The following is a 13395-nucleotide window of genomic DNA, read 5'->3' as shown; positions in this document are numbered from 1 at the left end:
CGATCGTTCATCGACGGTAACTCAGGCGCCCGACAACGCGGTACCCGCACGTCAAGGTAGTGGCGCCTTCCAGCGGGTCAGCCAGGAGTGCGACGAGCGAAGTCGTCGCGGTCGATCCAACCTTTGCCTTCGGCGGCGATGCCTTCAAGGATCCGCAACGCATGCTCGAACCCGGCGGCGCTGAGGCTCATCTCGAGGAAGTTCTCAGGCAAGTCGTCGACATCGGACTGCATCGCCTCCTCCTGCTGGGGCTCCATGGCACTGACGTCAGTGACGTTGATGTTCCTGGCCGGGCCGTTGGTCAGGGTCAGCTTGAGAACGTGGCCGGCAGCGGCCTTATCCGCCACGTGGACCGAGGACAGCGCGTCGAATCGATAGTTGTTGCGCTCTTGACCGTCGAAAACCGCCTCCTCGAAGTGCAGTACAGAGCTCACTTCACGTACCCCGTCCGCGGTGATCAGGAACAACCGAAGGTCGTACTTGGAGTATCGCCACGGTCCGCCTTTGGCCCGTCCGGCCTTCGCCCTGGCTCCATGTCCATGAAGAACGGCATGAGCGAGGACGTCACTCCATGACACCCGATACTGGCGCAGCGCTTTGTCGATCAGGATCGTCTTGTCGCAGTTGAGCCAAGCCTCCATCTCGCTCTCGCTCGGTCGTATCGAGTCCAGCTTGTTCTTCCAGCGAAGATAGGCGTCGTCCCTCTCTCGCTTACGCTGTTCGGCGTCCGCTTTGTCGTCTTCGTAGCGGCGCTCCTCGCTGAGGATGTGCTTCCACTGCCTGAGGGCGTACAGCCCGCTCAAGCAGACGCCGACCACCACGGCCGACCCTGCCAGCGGTGCGACCGGTACGGCCGCGACGACGACGTCGAAAGCGGTGATCAGCGTGATCGTCAATGCCAGCACGCACTTGCCCTGCATCGCAAGGGGCACACGGAAGCGCTCCCGATACTCGTAGAGCGTGCCCGCCGATGACCGCCGCCTGACGTCTTTGGCGAGGTAGCCGATCAGCCACCGCACTCGGCCGATGGGGATTCGCCGTTCACGGTAGATCTCGGCGACCTCTTCGCGGAGGCGGCCGCGGACACCGGCGGTCTCGGACAGCCACACGGTGTAGTCCATCCCGTAAGGCCGGTACTTGGCGAAGTAATATTCGAAGTCGCGGCCCACCTTCTTTGCAAAACCGTTCCCGCGCAGGTCGCCTGCTGCGGGGCGGGAGAAGTTGCGGCGGTCTTCGAGCTTGATCCGGTCAGTGCGGTATCGCCATTCGAAAGCTTCGCGAACGCCTACGCAGCCGGCGGCGATGGCGACCGGGTACGCGAGCATCGCCACCACGTCACCACTGGCCAGGAGCAGCCAGCCGAGGTATCCGACGGCGAGTGCGAACAGCAGCGAGGCGGTGGCCGCGTACGGCTTGTCCAACGGCGAGACCCACGGGGCCTCGACTCTGCCCACGCGAGCCGGGATCGGTTCGGGGTGGAAGTAGGCCCACACGCGTCCCAAGCGATCGCCTTCGGTGCGGCCGCCCTCCGCTCGCCGTCTCGCTTCCTCCCAGAGTTTGTCCTGGGTAGCGCCTGAAAGCACATTTTGAAGATGGCGTTGGACCAAGGCGAGCAAGTCCGGTTCCAAGGCCAGGATCTTCTTCTCCGCGGCGTTGACGCTGCCGCCGTTGCCGCCCAAATACGAGATCAGTTCACTGATTGCCTCCAAGGCGCTGCGGTGCTTTCCCTCGGGATAGGCGCAGATGTTCTCGGCGAGCTTGTCGAGACGACCGCGTTCGAAGCGGTCGAGGTCCCTGTAGGAACGCTTGCTGAACAAGGCCAGCACCCAGTGGAATCGGACCTCGGCGTCGTCGAGTCCGGCTGCCATCGCGTCATTGATCAGCCTTTCGGCCTTGAACGGGACGCCGTCGTTCAAGAACCGCAGACCGTACTCGTACTTCTGCCGCGGGGTGGCGTCCGCAGGCACTTGGTAGACGGTGACGTTGTGGATCACCCGCCCCTGGACGCCGACCATGGCCCCCGATTCGGCGACGTTATGAGTCGTGTCGTGCGGTGTCGATTCCGGAGGGGTGTGCGGCGTCATGACAATCCACCCACCGCCGCTATCACCAGGGCGATCTTCGCTCCGAGGCTGGTCGTGTCGGCCGCGAGCCCGCTGAGCCGTTTGAGGGCCAGCACCGCCTTCTTCCTGTTCTTGCGGCCGGGCTCGCGCAGGGCGGTCTCGGCGGACGCGAGTTCGTCCTGAGCCGCCTCGTAGGTGTCGTCGTCGACTTCGCCGTTGGCCCGGTCGCGATCGAGCCGGGCACGGAGGTCGGCCACCGCCGCGACAAGGTCGTCGATCCTCTCACCGGTGGGCGCGGTGCCCATCCACACCGTAGCGTCGGAGACGTTCGCGGCCTGGATTCCCACCGATCCCGAGGCCACGTTGTAGACGGTGTTGCCCGCCGGTGCAGGGGATTCGGATGCGTTCGCCGCCATGGCGATCTCCTCTCGCTCGTTGATGAGTTCCTCCGCCAGGCAGACGGCGAAGGCGGCGGCGCCCGCCGCGGCGCGTGGCTGCCACTCGATGTCGCCATCGTCGTTCTTCGTGCCGTCGGCCATGTCGCTGATGCCGCGCACGATCCCGACCGCGGCGCTGTTGAGGTGGCCGGCATGGGCTACCCCGGCGGCCTCCATCTCGATGGCGATCGCGTCGTTGTAGTGATCGCGAATCCACTTCGCCTCGCGCGAGATCGTGGAGTTCTGCACGACCTCGCCGGCCGCGATCGCGCCGAAGCGGACCTGCGGCGAACCGGATTCTGCGGGCAGCCGATCCCTCCAGTCTCCGGAGCGTTCAAGGTGGTGGGCGATCTGGCTGACGGCGTGCGGCGCCTCCCAGGCCCGAGGGCGCGCTTTGAGGCCGTCGTCCTCGCTGGTGCCGCCGTGATAGGCGTACACGCGCTCGGCCACGACCACATCGCCGCGGCCCGGCTTGGGCCAGAGCGAACCTGCGACGCCTACGAACAGCACCGCGAGCGGTGCGAACTCCTGGATCGCGCGCTCGGCGATCACGGCCGAGGACTGGTTGCCCACCCCGGTGAGTCCGAGCGTGATCCGGCACGACGTACCGCGGACGGTGCCGCTCTCGTATCGCGTTCCCGCCTCGTGGCGGTGCGTCTCGATATCGTCCAGGTGCGCTCGGACCGCCTTGTACTCGAGATCGAGCGCGGTCAAGACGACTACGGTGCCGGTCATCGTTCCTCCTCGGTTTCGCTTTGCGGCTCAGGGCGGGCCAGTGGGGGATGCAGGGCCTTGGCCGACCCCGCGCGGAACATCCTGGCGGGCCGCCCCTTTCCCGCCTGGCGATCGGTTCCCGCGGGTTCGATGAAGCCGGGAACGCGTTGGACTTTGCGGTAGAAGTTGCGCTCGTCGAGTTCGGTTCCCCAGACGGTCTCGTAGACCCGCCGCAGTTCCGCGATCGTGAACGTCTCGCCGCAGAACGCCGTCGCCAGCGGCGTATGCTCCAGTTTGGATCGGGCGCTCTCGACTGCACCCGAGACGATCTGCCAGTGGTCGAAGGCGAGTGGCACTTGACCTGAGAGCACCCGCTCGACCGGTGTCCACGCCGCTCCGGAAGCGTCGGTACCGGCGACCGGCTCGGGAAGCCCCGGTGCGATCGCCAAGTACGCCACCGATATCACCCGTCCCCGCGGGTCGCGCTCGGGCGTGCCGTAGGCGCCGAGCTGCTCGATGTGCAGTCGAGTGCCGTCGAGGTCGGCTTCCTCATGAAGCTCCCGCAGGGCGGCTTCGAAGATGTCCTCTCCCGCGTTGTTGAGGAACCCGCCCGGGAGCGCCCACGATCCCTTGAAAGGCTCGATCCCGCGTTCGACCAGCAGCACATGGAATGTCGAGGCGCGCAGCGTCAGGATCACGAGGTCGACCGCCACCAGCACGAGCGGCGGCTCCCAGGACTCTTCTTCTATCTCCGGCATCGCCCATCCCCATTGACTGTCATAGTGACAGTAATTGTAGGGCACACGAGGCACCAAAGCAACACGGAAGGTGAGTCCGTGGGAGACTGTCGCTTCGGGGAGCCCGCTTGCGCCGCCGGGAGTGCCTTCGGCGCCGATGACGCCGGCCGTCCGGGGAGGTCTCAAGCGACCCGTACCGCAGTCGATCGGATCGGCCCCGGCTGCTTCTGCTCAGGTGATTTGGAGACCATGATGGACTCATGGGTGGCGATCGACTTCGAGACCGCGAACGGGAGCCGCGCCAGCGCCTGCTCGGTGGCGCTCGTCCGCGTCAGCGGCGGCGAGGAGAAGGAGACCTTCGCGACGCTCATCCGGCCTCCTGAAGGCCACGACCGCTTCGAGGCCCGCAACACCGCCGTGCACGGCATCCGCGAATCCGACGTGCGGCGCGCCCCGACGTGGCGGCAGGTGTGGTCGCGGATGGCCGACTTCATCGGGGACTCGCCGCTCATCGCCCACAACGCGGCCTTCGACACCTCCGTCATCCGAGGCGCCAACGGCGCCACCGGCATCCCGAACCCGACGCTGCGGTACGCCTGCACGCTCGTGCTCGCCCGCCAGACCTGGGACCTGGGGTCCTACACGCTCCCGCGCGTGGCCCGCGCGGCGGGGATCGCCTTCGGCGACCACCACCGGGCCGAGGCCGACGCCCGCGCCGCGGCCGGGGTCCTCCTGGCCCAGCAGCGCACGCACGGCGTCGACACGGTCGACGATCTGCTGCGGTCCGCGAGCGTCAGCTGGGGCCGGATCCACTCGCGCGGCTTCGACGGCTGCCGCAGGTGCTGAGGACCCAGACGTGCGCACCCCCGCTCACGGGCCTCAAACGCCGCCGACACGGGTTCCCCCGGTTTCTCCGGCTTCCCCACTGGCGGCTCGGCGCCGGGAGCGGCGCTCCTCGTGGCGCCGATGGTCCATCCGGACGAGTTCCGCGATCGCGTCGCGTTCAGTCTCTGACAGCTCACCGCCGTCGAAGCGTCTGCTGTGGACGACCTCGAACGGATCGCAGGTGACGAGGTCGACCTGCTGGTTCCGTATGCCGCCCAGGCTCGCTTGGGGGTTGGTCAGGACGACGGCGGTGCGGACCCGGAGCGGGAACCCGTTGCGGCCGAGCCATGATTCGAGCTTGCGGGCCGGGTCGGAGGCCTGGCGGCCCCAGTTGTGCCCCCGGCCGTTGACCGCGGGCCTCGTCTCCACCACGTCGCCGTCCCGGTCGTGCTTCTCGAACCACCATTCGTCGCCGTCCACGTGCAGCCGCGCGCGGCGGAACTTCACCTCCACCGCCCAGACGCTCCGCGGGCCGATGAGGATCGCGTCGACCTCCCCCACCCTGTTCTGGTACCCCGCCAGGTACGTCCACTCGTCGGACAGGCGCGACAGCCGCGAGCGGAACCGTTCCTCTCCTTCGAGGCCGCCCGCGATCTGCATGCGGCGCTTGCGGAGGTCCTGATGGCGTTGCCGAGCCCGGGCGATCGAGTCGTCGAGCTCCTCGACGATCCGCTGGGCGCGGCGCTCGGCGGCGGAGTGGACGCGGAAGAGCCGCCGCAGCGGGCCCCTGCGCCGACGAGCCGCGTCCAGATCGGCCGTGGCCTGTTCGAGCCGCTCGTGGTGCTTCGCGAGCCGCAGAGCGTTGTCGTCGAGCTCGCTCGTGAGCCGCTCGTGCTGCGCGCCGACGTGGTCGGACAGCACCTCTATTCTCATGTCGGGTTCCCAACCTCGGCGAAGACTTCGGCCTTCAGGTTAGGGCCGAACAGCCTGACGAGCACTCGTCGGCGCCGCACGGCGTTTCCGACACATACCACGCAACAAGGCGATAGCCGGGCGGTGCGGGCGCGGCGCCAGTCCGGCCCGAGCGGCCAGAGTGATGCCCGAGCAGTGCGAGGGGTGGTGCGAGCCTCGCGGGGCACGACTTCAGTCCGCCCCAGACGGTCTAACGGCCACCGTGATGCCGAGCAGTGCAGGGCGCGGCGCCAGTCTGTCTCGCGCGGCCTGACGACCACCGCGATCCCCGGACGGCGCAGGCGCAGACCGGCAGAGGCGCGAGACCGCCCACGCGGCGCTCCAGCATGCGGGAACGCGGAACACCTGATCGCCGAAGCCACGCGGCACGGCCGATGCGGCTGAACCGCGGTCGGCGGCGGCCCTCCCGCCGGGCTCGGCACGGCGGGGCTCAGCCGAACAGCCGGGCGTCCGTCTGCGCGGCCAGGTACTCCTGGATGACCCGGTGCCGGAACTGGCAAGCCCCGCCGACCTGCCGGAGCACGTGACGCTTCCGGGCGTCTTCAAGGGTGCGCATAAGGGGCGAACTCCAGGGCAGCGCTCCCTTCAGGCGCGCCCGCATCACGACGGCGTCGAGACGGGGCGTCGCCACGGCTTTCATCGTTCACCAATGCCCGCAACAGGTTCACGAGCACCGAGGTCTTCCCCGAACCGGGCTCACCGAGCAGGAGGAACCGCCGAAGGGAGGAACCGCGCCACTCGGCGGCCAGGCCTTGGATCGTCACCCTGCGATCATCAGGATCAGTGATCCGCGGCGCGATGTCCTCGACCGTATCGACTCGTGCCTCGGCGGCGCCGGTCCCGAAGAGCCGACCGAACAATGTGGTGAACCCGCGTCTGGAACGCGGTTCACCGGCCCTGCCGGGTTCAGTCACCGCCGCAGAGCGTGGAGGCACTTCGGCTCCCGCCGAAGCGGCACGCAGTTCGGCTCGGATCGTCGATCAATCCGCGATCGGCGGCCTCGGTGTTCCAGAACCTGCGGACATCCGGCTCCAGGCGGCGCAGCGCCCAGTCGAGCTGGTCCTGCAGGAGGCCACGGCCTTTCGGCAGGGGTTGAAGGACCACCGTCGCGACCAAGGTCATCAGGGTGATGAGCGCGGCGGCCACGGCGATCGTATTGGGTCGATCCGACATGAACGCGATGACCATCGCAACGATGGAGGCGAGGAGGGTACCGATGATCACGATGCGGGCGAGTGTCCTCAAGAAGAACTCCGGGAGGGATGTTGGAACTCTCCGTCACTGTAACTTGAACTGCCCCTGCGCCTTGGCACTGGAGACGCCCTATTCCGCCTCAGATCGGATCGGCCTGCGTTCACCAGGCGCGAGCCGCCTCGACCACGGCGCTCCGCACTCTCCCCACGGCACTGTCGGCGCTGGAGGAGCGGCGTTCCACCAGATAGATCGTGTTGAACGGAGTCGACTCGGGCCGGTGCACGACCTCGATCTCGCGTCGGTCCAGTTCTGCCGCACAGAGATACGTGGGCAGCACCGAGATTCCCAGACCCGCTTTCACCGCGTTGAGCACCGACCGCAGATCGGGGACGATCAATGCCCCGGTCATGTCGGGCATCCGGCCGTACGCGGTGCGCCAGTAGCGCCGGACCACCGGCAGGTCGGGAGCGTAGGCGATCATCCGGCAGTCCGGCGGGAAGTCGCCCGCGGCCCTGTCGCGCTCGGACAGGTCGGCGAGCGGTCCGTAGTCCGGCGGCGCGACGAGGACGAACCGCTCGTCGAACAGCGGCGTGCCGCGCAGGTCGTCGCGGCCCGGCTTCGTGGTGGAGACGACGAGGTCGTACTCCCCGGCGCCGAGGCCCTTGAGGAGGCCATCGGGCAGGCCGTGGACGGCGTGGACGCGGATGCCCGCGGCCAGGCATTCGCTCAGCGCGGGGATCACGGCGACGCCGAGGAGCTCGGCTGGGCCGCCGATGTAGACGGTCGGCTCGGTCGGCTCCAGTTCGTCGACGTGCCTGCCCCAGAGGGTCTCCAGCGAATCGAGGTGGGCGGCGACGTCCTTGGCGAGCGCGTGGGCCCGGGGCAGGGGCACGGCGCCCTGGGAGGTCCGATCGAACAGCGGGAAGCCGAGGCGGCGTTCGAGGTTCTGGATCTGCGCGGTGACGCCCGGCTGCGACAGTCCGAGGTGGACCGCCGATCTGGAGAACGAGCCGGTCCGGTAGACGGCCATGAAACTCCGCAGCAGGTCCAGGTGCATGTCGGCCTTTCGACGGTCGCCGGAAACGAGTGCTCCGTGGCGATCGTAGCCGTGCGCCTCCGCGTTGCGAGGGCGCGATGCCCGGTCCTCGGCGGGGCCGGGCACCGCGTTGGGGCGCTAAGCGAGCGCCTCGACGACCAGGCGGGCGGTCTTCTCAGCCGAGGCGGGGTTCTGGCCGGTCACCAGGCGGTCGTCCGCGACGGCGTACTCGGTGAACTTCTCGCCGCCCTCCCATTTCGCGCCGCGCTCTTGGAGGCGGCGTTGCAGGAGGAACGGCACGACGCCGTCGAGGCCCACGGCGGCCTCCTCCTCGTCGGTGAAGGAGCTGACCCGCTTCCCGGCCACGAGATAGGAGCCGTCGGAGAGCTTGACGTTCACCAGGCCGGCCGGACCGTGGCAGACTGCGGCGACGACGCCGCCGCGCTCGTAGATCTCGGCCGCGAGCCGGGCCAGCTCCCGGGAGTCGGGCAGGTCCCACATGGTGCCGTGCCCGCCGACGTAGAAGACCGCGTCGTATTCGCGCGCGTCGACCTCGCCCGCGCTGGGCGTGGACTTCAGCCGTTCGCCCTCGGCGTCGAGGAACTCCCGCTGGACCGGGTCGTCGTCCTTCAGGCCGTCCTGCGGCGGCGCGCCGCCCTTGACCGAGACGAAGTCGACCGCGAACCCGGCGTCGCGGAACACCCGGTACGGGTGCGCGGCCTCCGGCACGTAGAAGCCGGTCTTGCGGCCGGTGTCGCCGAGGTCGGCATTGCTGGTCAGGGCCAGCAGGATCTTCTTGCTCATGGGTTCGTCCCCTTCGTGTGTCGCCGTAGCGGGTGTGCTCGGGCTCCGGTGTCCCCATTGCAGCAAGGCGCGCCCGGCATTGTCCAATAGCGATTCCTTCAGGCGGCGGCAGCGATCGCCATACGGGCTGGACTCGGGGCGCGTCGAGGGGCCGGGTCCGTGGCCTTGATTCGGGTCACAGTCGCGTTCGGTCTCGGACGCAACGGCGTCGGCACTGTGCCCGCAATCGCGTTGCCGGGCGATCGGCGGTGTGGCATGGTGATGCGATGTTCGCACCAAGTGGGCTTCCCGTCAGCGTGGACGAGGCCGTCGCCGCCGAGCGGGCGGGACGGCGGCTGCGGTTCGTCCATTTCTGGGGCCACGCGCCCGGCCCGGACGGCGTGGGGGCCGGGTGCCTCAGCCAGTGGTGGCCATGCGAGTTCAGCGACGGCGGGCGCGTCTTCGCCTCGGCCGAGCACTACATGATGGCGCACAAGGCGTGGCTGTTCGGCGACGAGGACGCCGCCGAGAAGATCCTGGAGGCCGGGCACCCCGGCGAGGCGCAGCGGCTCGGGCGCGAGGTGCGCGGCTTCGACGGCGCGGTGTGGGAGGCGCACCGGTCGGCGATCGTGACGCGCGGGAACGTCGCCAAGTTCGGGCAGCACCCCGAGCTGCGGCGATTCCTGGCCGGGACGCGGAACAGGGTCCTGGTGGAGGCCAGCCCGAGGGACCGGATCTGGGGGATCGGGCTCAGTGCCGACGATCCGCGCGCGAACTCGCCCGCGGCGTGGCGGGGCCTGAACCTGCTCGGGTTCGCGCTCATGGCCGCGCGCGACCGGCTCGCCGGGCCGGTGCTGCGGCAAGCCGAGGGTGCGGACGCGGCGAGGATCGGGGACGTGTTCCTCGCCGCTCGCGCGGGCATGGGCTACCTGCCGCGGCTGCACTCGGACGAGGAGACGCGGGCGTGGATCGAGCACGTGGTGCTCGCCGAGTGCAGCGTGCGCGTGGCGGAGATCGGCGGCCGGGTCGTCGGGTTCGCGGCACTGCGCGGCTCGTGGCTGGACCACCTGTACGTCGACCCCGAGTACCAAGGTTCGGGCGTCGGCACCGAGCTGCTCGAGTCGGCGATGCGGGCCCGCGGGCGCGGGCTCGACCTGCGGGTGTTCGAGCGGAACGAGGCGGCCGTGCGTTTCTATGAGCGGCACGGCTTCTCGGTCGTCGAGCGCGGCGACGGGAGCGACAACGAGGAGCGCTTGCCCGACGTCCACTATCGATGGAGCGCCTGAGCAGGCGGACCCGTGCCGTCAGCGGCGGGACAGGAGCGCGAACCAGGCCGCGGCCGCGACCAGGAGGCCCACGCAGACCCACAGGGCCGCGACCATCCCGGCCGAGCCCTGGATCGCCACGAGGATCGGCAGACCCAGCGCCGCGCCCAGGTAGCGGGCGGCGTTGTTCGCTCCGGCGCCCATGCTTCCCCTGTCGGCGGGCACGCTGACGATCGCCAAGCGCGCCAACGCCGTGTTGATGAATCCATATGCGATACCGATGCCCAGCATCGAGATCCAGGCCATCGTCCACGACCACGTCGCGGACGTCGTCATCAGGAGAACCGTGCCCACCGCCTCGAGTCCGAAGCCCGCCATCAGCAGCCGGTCCGGCTCCAGCGGCAGGTTCCTCACCAGCAGTGACACCACGAAGGCCGTTCCGCTGCTGAAGGCGAACAGCCACGTCGCCTCCGCCGTCGTGATCGCGAACCGCTGCTGCCAGAACGAGGGCGAGACGTTCACGACCGCGATCACCGCGAGGCCGAGCACGAGAGCGCCCACTGTGGCCACGACGAACATCGGCCTGCCGAACAGGCGGAGGTCGATCATCGGCTCGCGCGAGCGCAGTTCCACGGCCACGAAGACGCCGCCGAGGACCGCTCCGGCGGCGATGAGGGCGATGACGAGCGGGTCCGTCCAGCCTTGCTGGCCGCGGATGAGGCCCGCCATCAGCGCGGCCATGCCCGCGCCGAGGGACAGGGTGCCCGCGACGTCGACGCGGCGCGGGTGCTCCGCCTTCGATTCGGGGAGCACGGCTTTGGCGCCGATCGCGATCAAGGCGGCGACCACCGCGAAGGCCCAGTAGGGGGCGTTCCAGCCCCACAGCGCGTCGAGTCCGGCGGCGGCCAGGACGCCGACCGCCATGCCCGCGCCGGCCATCGCGCCGTAGACGCTGGTGGCCTTGCGTTTCTCCTTCGGGTCGGGGAAGGCCACGTTCAGGATGCCGAGGCTGGTGGTGAGCAGGGCGGCGCCCGCCATGCCCTGCACGATGCGGGCCGCCACGAACACGGCCGTGTTGGGTGCGAGCGCGGCGAGGAGTGAGGCCGCGGCGAGGGTCCAGGCGCCGATCGTGAAGACGCGCCTGCGTCCGAGGTTGTCGGCGAGGCTGCCGAGGGCGAGCATCGGGGCGGCCATGCCGATGGTGACCGCGTTGAGGATCCAGACGTGGGCGGTGGCGGCGGTGCCGAGGGCCGCGGCGGTCTGGGGCAGGAGGATCAGGGGGGCGGCGAAGTTGGTGATGGCCAGCAGGGGTGCGGCGCTGGCGACGATGAGGACGAGATCGCCTCGGGTGCGGGCTCGGGGTGGAGCCAGGGTGGTGTCCATCGGGATCCTTTCAAGGTTCAATGAATGAACTCGATGAACATAGCACAGGTTGGTTCGGTGAATGAACCTTGTTAGGATAAGGGCATGGCACTCGGCAGGGACTACCACGGCCAGGACTGCGGCATGGGCAGGGCCCTGGAGGTGGTCGGGGAGCGCTGGACGCTCTTGATCGTCCAGAACGCCATGTTCGGCGTGCGCCGGTTCAACGACTTCCTGACGCGGCTCGACATCCCCAAGGCCGTGCTCGCCGAGCGGTTGAAGCACCTGGTCGACTACGGGGTCATGGAGAAGCGCAATTACCAGGGCTCGCCGCCGCGCTATGAGTACGAGCTGACGGAGCGCGGGCGGGAGCTGTGGCTGCCGGTCTACATCCTGACGGGGTGGGGGCAGCGGATCACCGACAAGGAGGCGCCGCGGACGTTCCACCACGCGGAGTGCGGCGCGCAGCTCGACGAGGCCGGGGCGTGCCCGAACTGCGGGAGCGTCCCGATCGAGAAGGTCGAGATGCGGCCGGGACCGGGCCCGAAGCGCACCGACCCGGTCAGCCGGGCCATGAACCGCCCGAGGCGGCTGCTGGAACCGATAGTGCGGGAGCAGTAGCGGCCGGGCGCACCCCGCACCCCGGAAATTATTCGGGCGCGAAGCGCCCCACCGTCAGCGCCGCACCCGCGGACGCAAACGGCGGCGCCGGGACCGATCCGGTCACCGACGCCGCCTCTGGGCACTCCCCCACACCATCGACCATTCCCACCGTCGCCATTGGTCCGACACGCCCGAATCCCTCCCACCCCACCTCCAACTCGACACCGCCGCGACCGATCCGCCCGGCCTACGGGCACCGTCGCCGGTCTCCCCTCCCCAACCCCGCGACTGGTTCGCATATCGCAATATGGGCTCAGTTAGCGTCCATAACGGTCGCAACCCGCTCTTCCCCCACGAAGACGAAGGAGCACAACGAAATGAAGAGGCGCAACCTCTTGCGTGCCGCCGCAGTCACGGCGCCGCTGGCCACGGTCGGAGTCGTCGGCGGCATCGCACTCGCCGACACCGCCAACTTCAGAGTCATCGTCACCGAGCAGACCAAGAACAAGATCATGGTCTTCGACAAGAACAAGTCCTTCTCGGACGCGAACGTCTACAAGACCTTCAGCCCGGGCACCGGCGGCTGGTACAACCTCTCCGACGCCCGCATCCGCAACACCGCGCAGTTCGGGGCCATCGGCCTCGCCGCCGCCTCCGGCGGCAAGGTCGGCATCTGGAACATCACCACCGAACTCCACCAAGAACTCAACGACGTCCTCTGGAGCGCCTCCCCCGGCGGCAACCCCCACGCGCTCGAGCGCATCCCGAACATCGGCGCCTTCGTCGCCGCCAGCTCCGACGGCTACCTCACCGTCTACGGCCCCACCGCCATCTCGCGGCCCGAGACGCTCGCCAAAGTCCAGACCGTCTCCCTCTCCGGAGCGCACGGTGTCCTGTGGGACCCGCAGAACGAGCTGCTCTGGGCCTGCGGCAGGAAAATCGTCAAGGCCTACTCGGTCACGGGCACCTACCGCAACGTGCGACTCAAGGCCACCAGCAGATCGGTCGCCCTCTCCGGACTCGGGCACGACCTCCAGCCCGATTACTCCGACTCCGGGCGCATCCTCGTCACGGACACCTACGGCGTCTACGCGATCAACAAGTCCACACTGGCCAAGACGCGGCTCCACGAGAACACCCGCATCAAGTCCTACTTCATGATGAGCACCGGCGAGTACGTCTGGGTCAGGGGCGACAACGCCGGCTCGCGCGACTGGGGCAGCCCCACGGTCCGCTTCTCTCAATCCCCCGACCGAACCCGCTCCGGAGCCGAGTTCTACAAGGCCCGCTACTACGCCACGCGCTACAACTGACCAGACACAGACCTAAGCAGGTTATAGCCTGTAACCCTCTTTAAGGCCATAGGCTATAACCTGATATTTCAACCTATAGCCTATAACTTAC

At 68.7% G+C, this 13395-nt stretch carries 14 protein-coding genes and 1 pseudogene; 5 read left to right on the top strand and 10 right to left on the bottom strand.

Annotation, left to right across the window (positions count from 1 at the left end):
* Nucleotides 1-77: 77 nt before the first annotated feature.
* The 3 genes from H613_RS25405 to H613_RS0108630 are packed head-to-tail and all read right to left on the bottom strand — an operon-like array spanning nt 78 to nt 3972.
* Nucleotides 78-2084 carry a hypothetical protein gene (locus tag H613_RS25405; RefSeq protein WP_156925913.1) on the bottom strand — a complete coding sequence of 669 codons (2007 nt, stop codon included), beginning with the start codon at nt 2082-2084 and terminating at the stop codon, nt 78-80.
* Nucleotides 2081-3235, bottom strand: coding sequence for a 5'-methylthioadenosine/S-adenosylhomocysteine nucleosidase family protein (locus H613_RS0108635; protein WP_026923480.1), 1155 nt, complete (start codon nt 3233-3235; stop codon nt 2081-2083). The genes H613_RS25405 and H613_RS0108635 overlap by 4 nt, the downstream gene beginning before the upstream one ends.
* Nucleotides 3232-3972, bottom strand: coding sequence for an NUDIX hydrolase (locus tag H613_RS0108630; RefSeq protein ID WP_211234756.1), 741 nt, complete (start codon nt 3970-3972; stop codon nt 3232-3234). Before H613_RS0108630 ends, H613_RS0108635 begins: the two co-directional genes overlap by 4 nt.
* 228 nt (nt 3973-4200) lie before the next feature.
* Here H613_RS0108630 and H613_RS29955 point away from each other — a divergent pair, with 228 nt between their 5' ends.
* A complete protein-coding gene (locus H613_RS29955; RefSeq protein ID WP_169731970.1) occupies nt 4201-4797 on the top strand; it encodes a 3'-5' exonuclease in 597 nt (198 codons plus the stop codon).
* 33 nt (nt 4798-4830) lie between these two features.
* Here the strand turns inward: H613_RS29955 and H613_RS0108620 are convergent, their stop codons facing one another.
* From H613_RS0108620 to H613_RS0108600, 6 genes are all read right to left on the bottom strand, one after another.
* Nucleotides 4831-5709 carry a nuclease-related domain-containing protein gene (locus tag H613_RS0108620; protein ID WP_084546471.1) on the bottom strand — a complete coding sequence of 293 codons (879 nt, stop codon included), beginning with the start codon at nt 5707-5709 and terminating at the stop codon, nt 4831-4833.
* Nucleotides 5710-6178: 469 nt separating this feature from the next.
* Nucleotides 6179-6304, bottom strand: a complete 126-nt coding sequence (locus tag H613_RS32350; protein ID WP_281171181.1) for a hypothetical protein — start codon at nt 6302-6304, stop codon at nt 6179-6181.
* Entirely contained in the window at nt 6291-6662 is a 372-nt protein-coding gene (locus H613_RS31345) for a hypothetical protein (protein WP_169731966.1), read from the bottom strand. Before H613_RS31345 ends, H613_RS32350 begins: the two co-directional genes overlap by 14 nt.
* On the bottom strand, nt 6655-6972 hold the full coding sequence (locus H613_RS0108610) for a hypothetical protein (protein WP_169731969.1): 318 nt from the start codon (nt 6970-6972) through the stop codon (nt 6655-6657). Before H613_RS0108610 ends, H613_RS31345 begins: the two co-directional genes overlap by 8 nt.
* Before the next feature lie 130 nt (nt 6973-7102).
* Nucleotides 7103-7999 carry a LysR family transcriptional regulator gene (locus H613_RS0108605; protein ID WP_026923476.1) on the bottom strand — a complete coding sequence of 299 codons (897 nt, stop codon included), beginning with the start codon at nt 7997-7999 and terminating at the stop codon, nt 7103-7105.
* A gap of 117 nt (nt 8000-8116) precedes the next feature.
* Complete coding sequence (locus H613_RS0108600) at nt 8117-8782, bottom strand: type 1 glutamine amidotransferase domain-containing protein (protein ID WP_026923475.1); 666 nt, start codon at nt 8780-8782, stop codon at nt 8117-8119.
* Nucleotides 8783-9048: 266 nt separating this feature from the next.
* Here H613_RS0108600 and ybiA point away from each other — a divergent pair.
* Both ybiA and H613_RS32570 read left to right on the top strand, forming a co-directional pair.
* Nucleotides 9049-9606: pseudogene (ybiA, locus tag H613_RS32575) on the top strand (riboflavin biosynthesis intermediates N-glycosidase); the annotation flags it as partial.
* Nucleotides 9583-10047, top strand: a complete 465-nt coding sequence (locus H613_RS32570; RefSeq protein WP_342673011.1) for a GNAT family N-acetyltransferase — start codon at nt 9583-9585, stop codon at nt 10045-10047. The pseudogene ybiA and the gene H613_RS32570, both read left to right, overlap by 24 nt.
* 18 nt (nt 10048-10065) lie before the next feature.
* Here H613_RS32570 and H613_RS25385 read toward each other — a convergent pair whose 3' ends face one another.
* Nucleotides 10066-11409: an MFS transporter gene (locus H613_RS25385; RefSeq protein ID WP_051393120.1), complete on the bottom strand. Its 1344-nt coding sequence runs from the start codon at nt 11407-11409 to the stop codon at nt 10066-10068.
* Nucleotides 11410-11493: 84 nt separating this feature from the next.
* On the opposite strand from H613_RS25385, the gene H613_RS0108585 reads away from it, so the two are divergent.
* Nucleotides 11494-12009, top strand: a complete 516-nt coding sequence (locus H613_RS0108585) for a winged helix-turn-helix transcriptional regulator (protein ID WP_026923474.1) — start codon at nt 11494-11496, stop codon at nt 12007-12009.
* Nucleotides 12010-12368: 359 nt separating this feature from the next.
* Entirely contained in the window at nt 12369-13304 is a 936-nt protein-coding gene (locus H613_RS29095; RefSeq protein WP_026923473.1) for a DUF6528 family protein, read from the top strand.
* Nucleotides 13305-13395 lie beyond the last annotated feature (91 nt).

The sequence above is a fragment of the Glycomyces arizonensis DSM 44726 genome, from assembly GCF_000482705.1.
In the GTDB taxonomy this organism is placed as follows: domain Bacteria; phylum Actinomycetota; class Actinomycetes; order Mycobacteriales; family Micromonosporaceae; genus Glycomyces; species Glycomyces arizonensis.
This window is presented reverse-complemented; position numbering and strand designations above follow the sequence as displayed.

Excerpts from the sequence above, each read along its gene's own strand:
- H613_RS0108600 (WP_026923475.1), bottom strand. The coding sequence starts at position 8,782 with ATGAGCAAGAAGATCCTGCTGGCCCTGACCAGCAATGCCGACCTCGGC.
- H613_RS0108635 (WP_026923480.1), bottom strand. The coding sequence starts at position 3,235 with ATGACCGGCACCGTAGTCGTCTTGACCGCGCTCGATCTCGAGTACAAG.
- H613_RS25385 (WP_051393120.1), bottom strand. The coding sequence starts at position 11,409 with ATGGACACCACCCTGGCTCCACCCCGAGCCCGCACCCGAGGCGATCTC.
- H613_RS32350 (WP_281171181.1), bottom strand. The coding sequence starts at position 6,304 with ATGCGCACCCTTGAAGACGCCCGGAAGCGTCACGTGCTCCGGCAGGTC.
- H613_RS25405 (WP_156925913.1), bottom strand. The coding sequence starts at position 2,084 with ATGACGCCGCACACCCCTCCGGAATCGACACCGCACGACACGACTCAT.
- H613_RS0108620 (WP_084546471.1), bottom strand. The coding sequence starts at position 5,709 with ATGAGAATAGAGGTGCTGTCCGACCACGTCGGCGCGCAGCACGAGCGG.
- H613_RS0108605 (WP_026923476.1), bottom strand. The coding sequence starts at position 7,999 with ATGCACCTGGACCTGCTGCGGAGTTTCATGGCCGTCTACCGGACCGGC.
- H613_RS32570 (WP_342673011.1), top strand. The coding sequence starts at position 9,583 with ATGGCCGCGCGCGACCGGCTCGCCGGGCCGGTGCTGCGGCAAGCCGAG.
- H613_RS0108630 (WP_211234756.1), bottom strand. The coding sequence starts at position 3,972 with ATGCCGGAGATAGAAGAAGAGTCCTGGGAGCCGCCGCTCGTGCTGGTG.
- H613_RS29095 (WP_026923473.1), top strand. The coding sequence starts at position 12,369 with ATGAAGAGGCGCAACCTCTTGCGTGCCGCCGCAGTCACGGCGCCGCTG.
- H613_RS0108585 (WP_026923474.1), top strand. The coding sequence starts at position 11,494 with ATGGCACTCGGCAGGGACTACCACGGCCAGGACTGCGGCATGGGCAGG.
- H613_RS29955 (WP_169731970.1), top strand. The coding sequence starts at position 4,201 with ATGATGGACTCATGGGTGGCGATCGACTTCGAGACCGCGAACGGGAGC.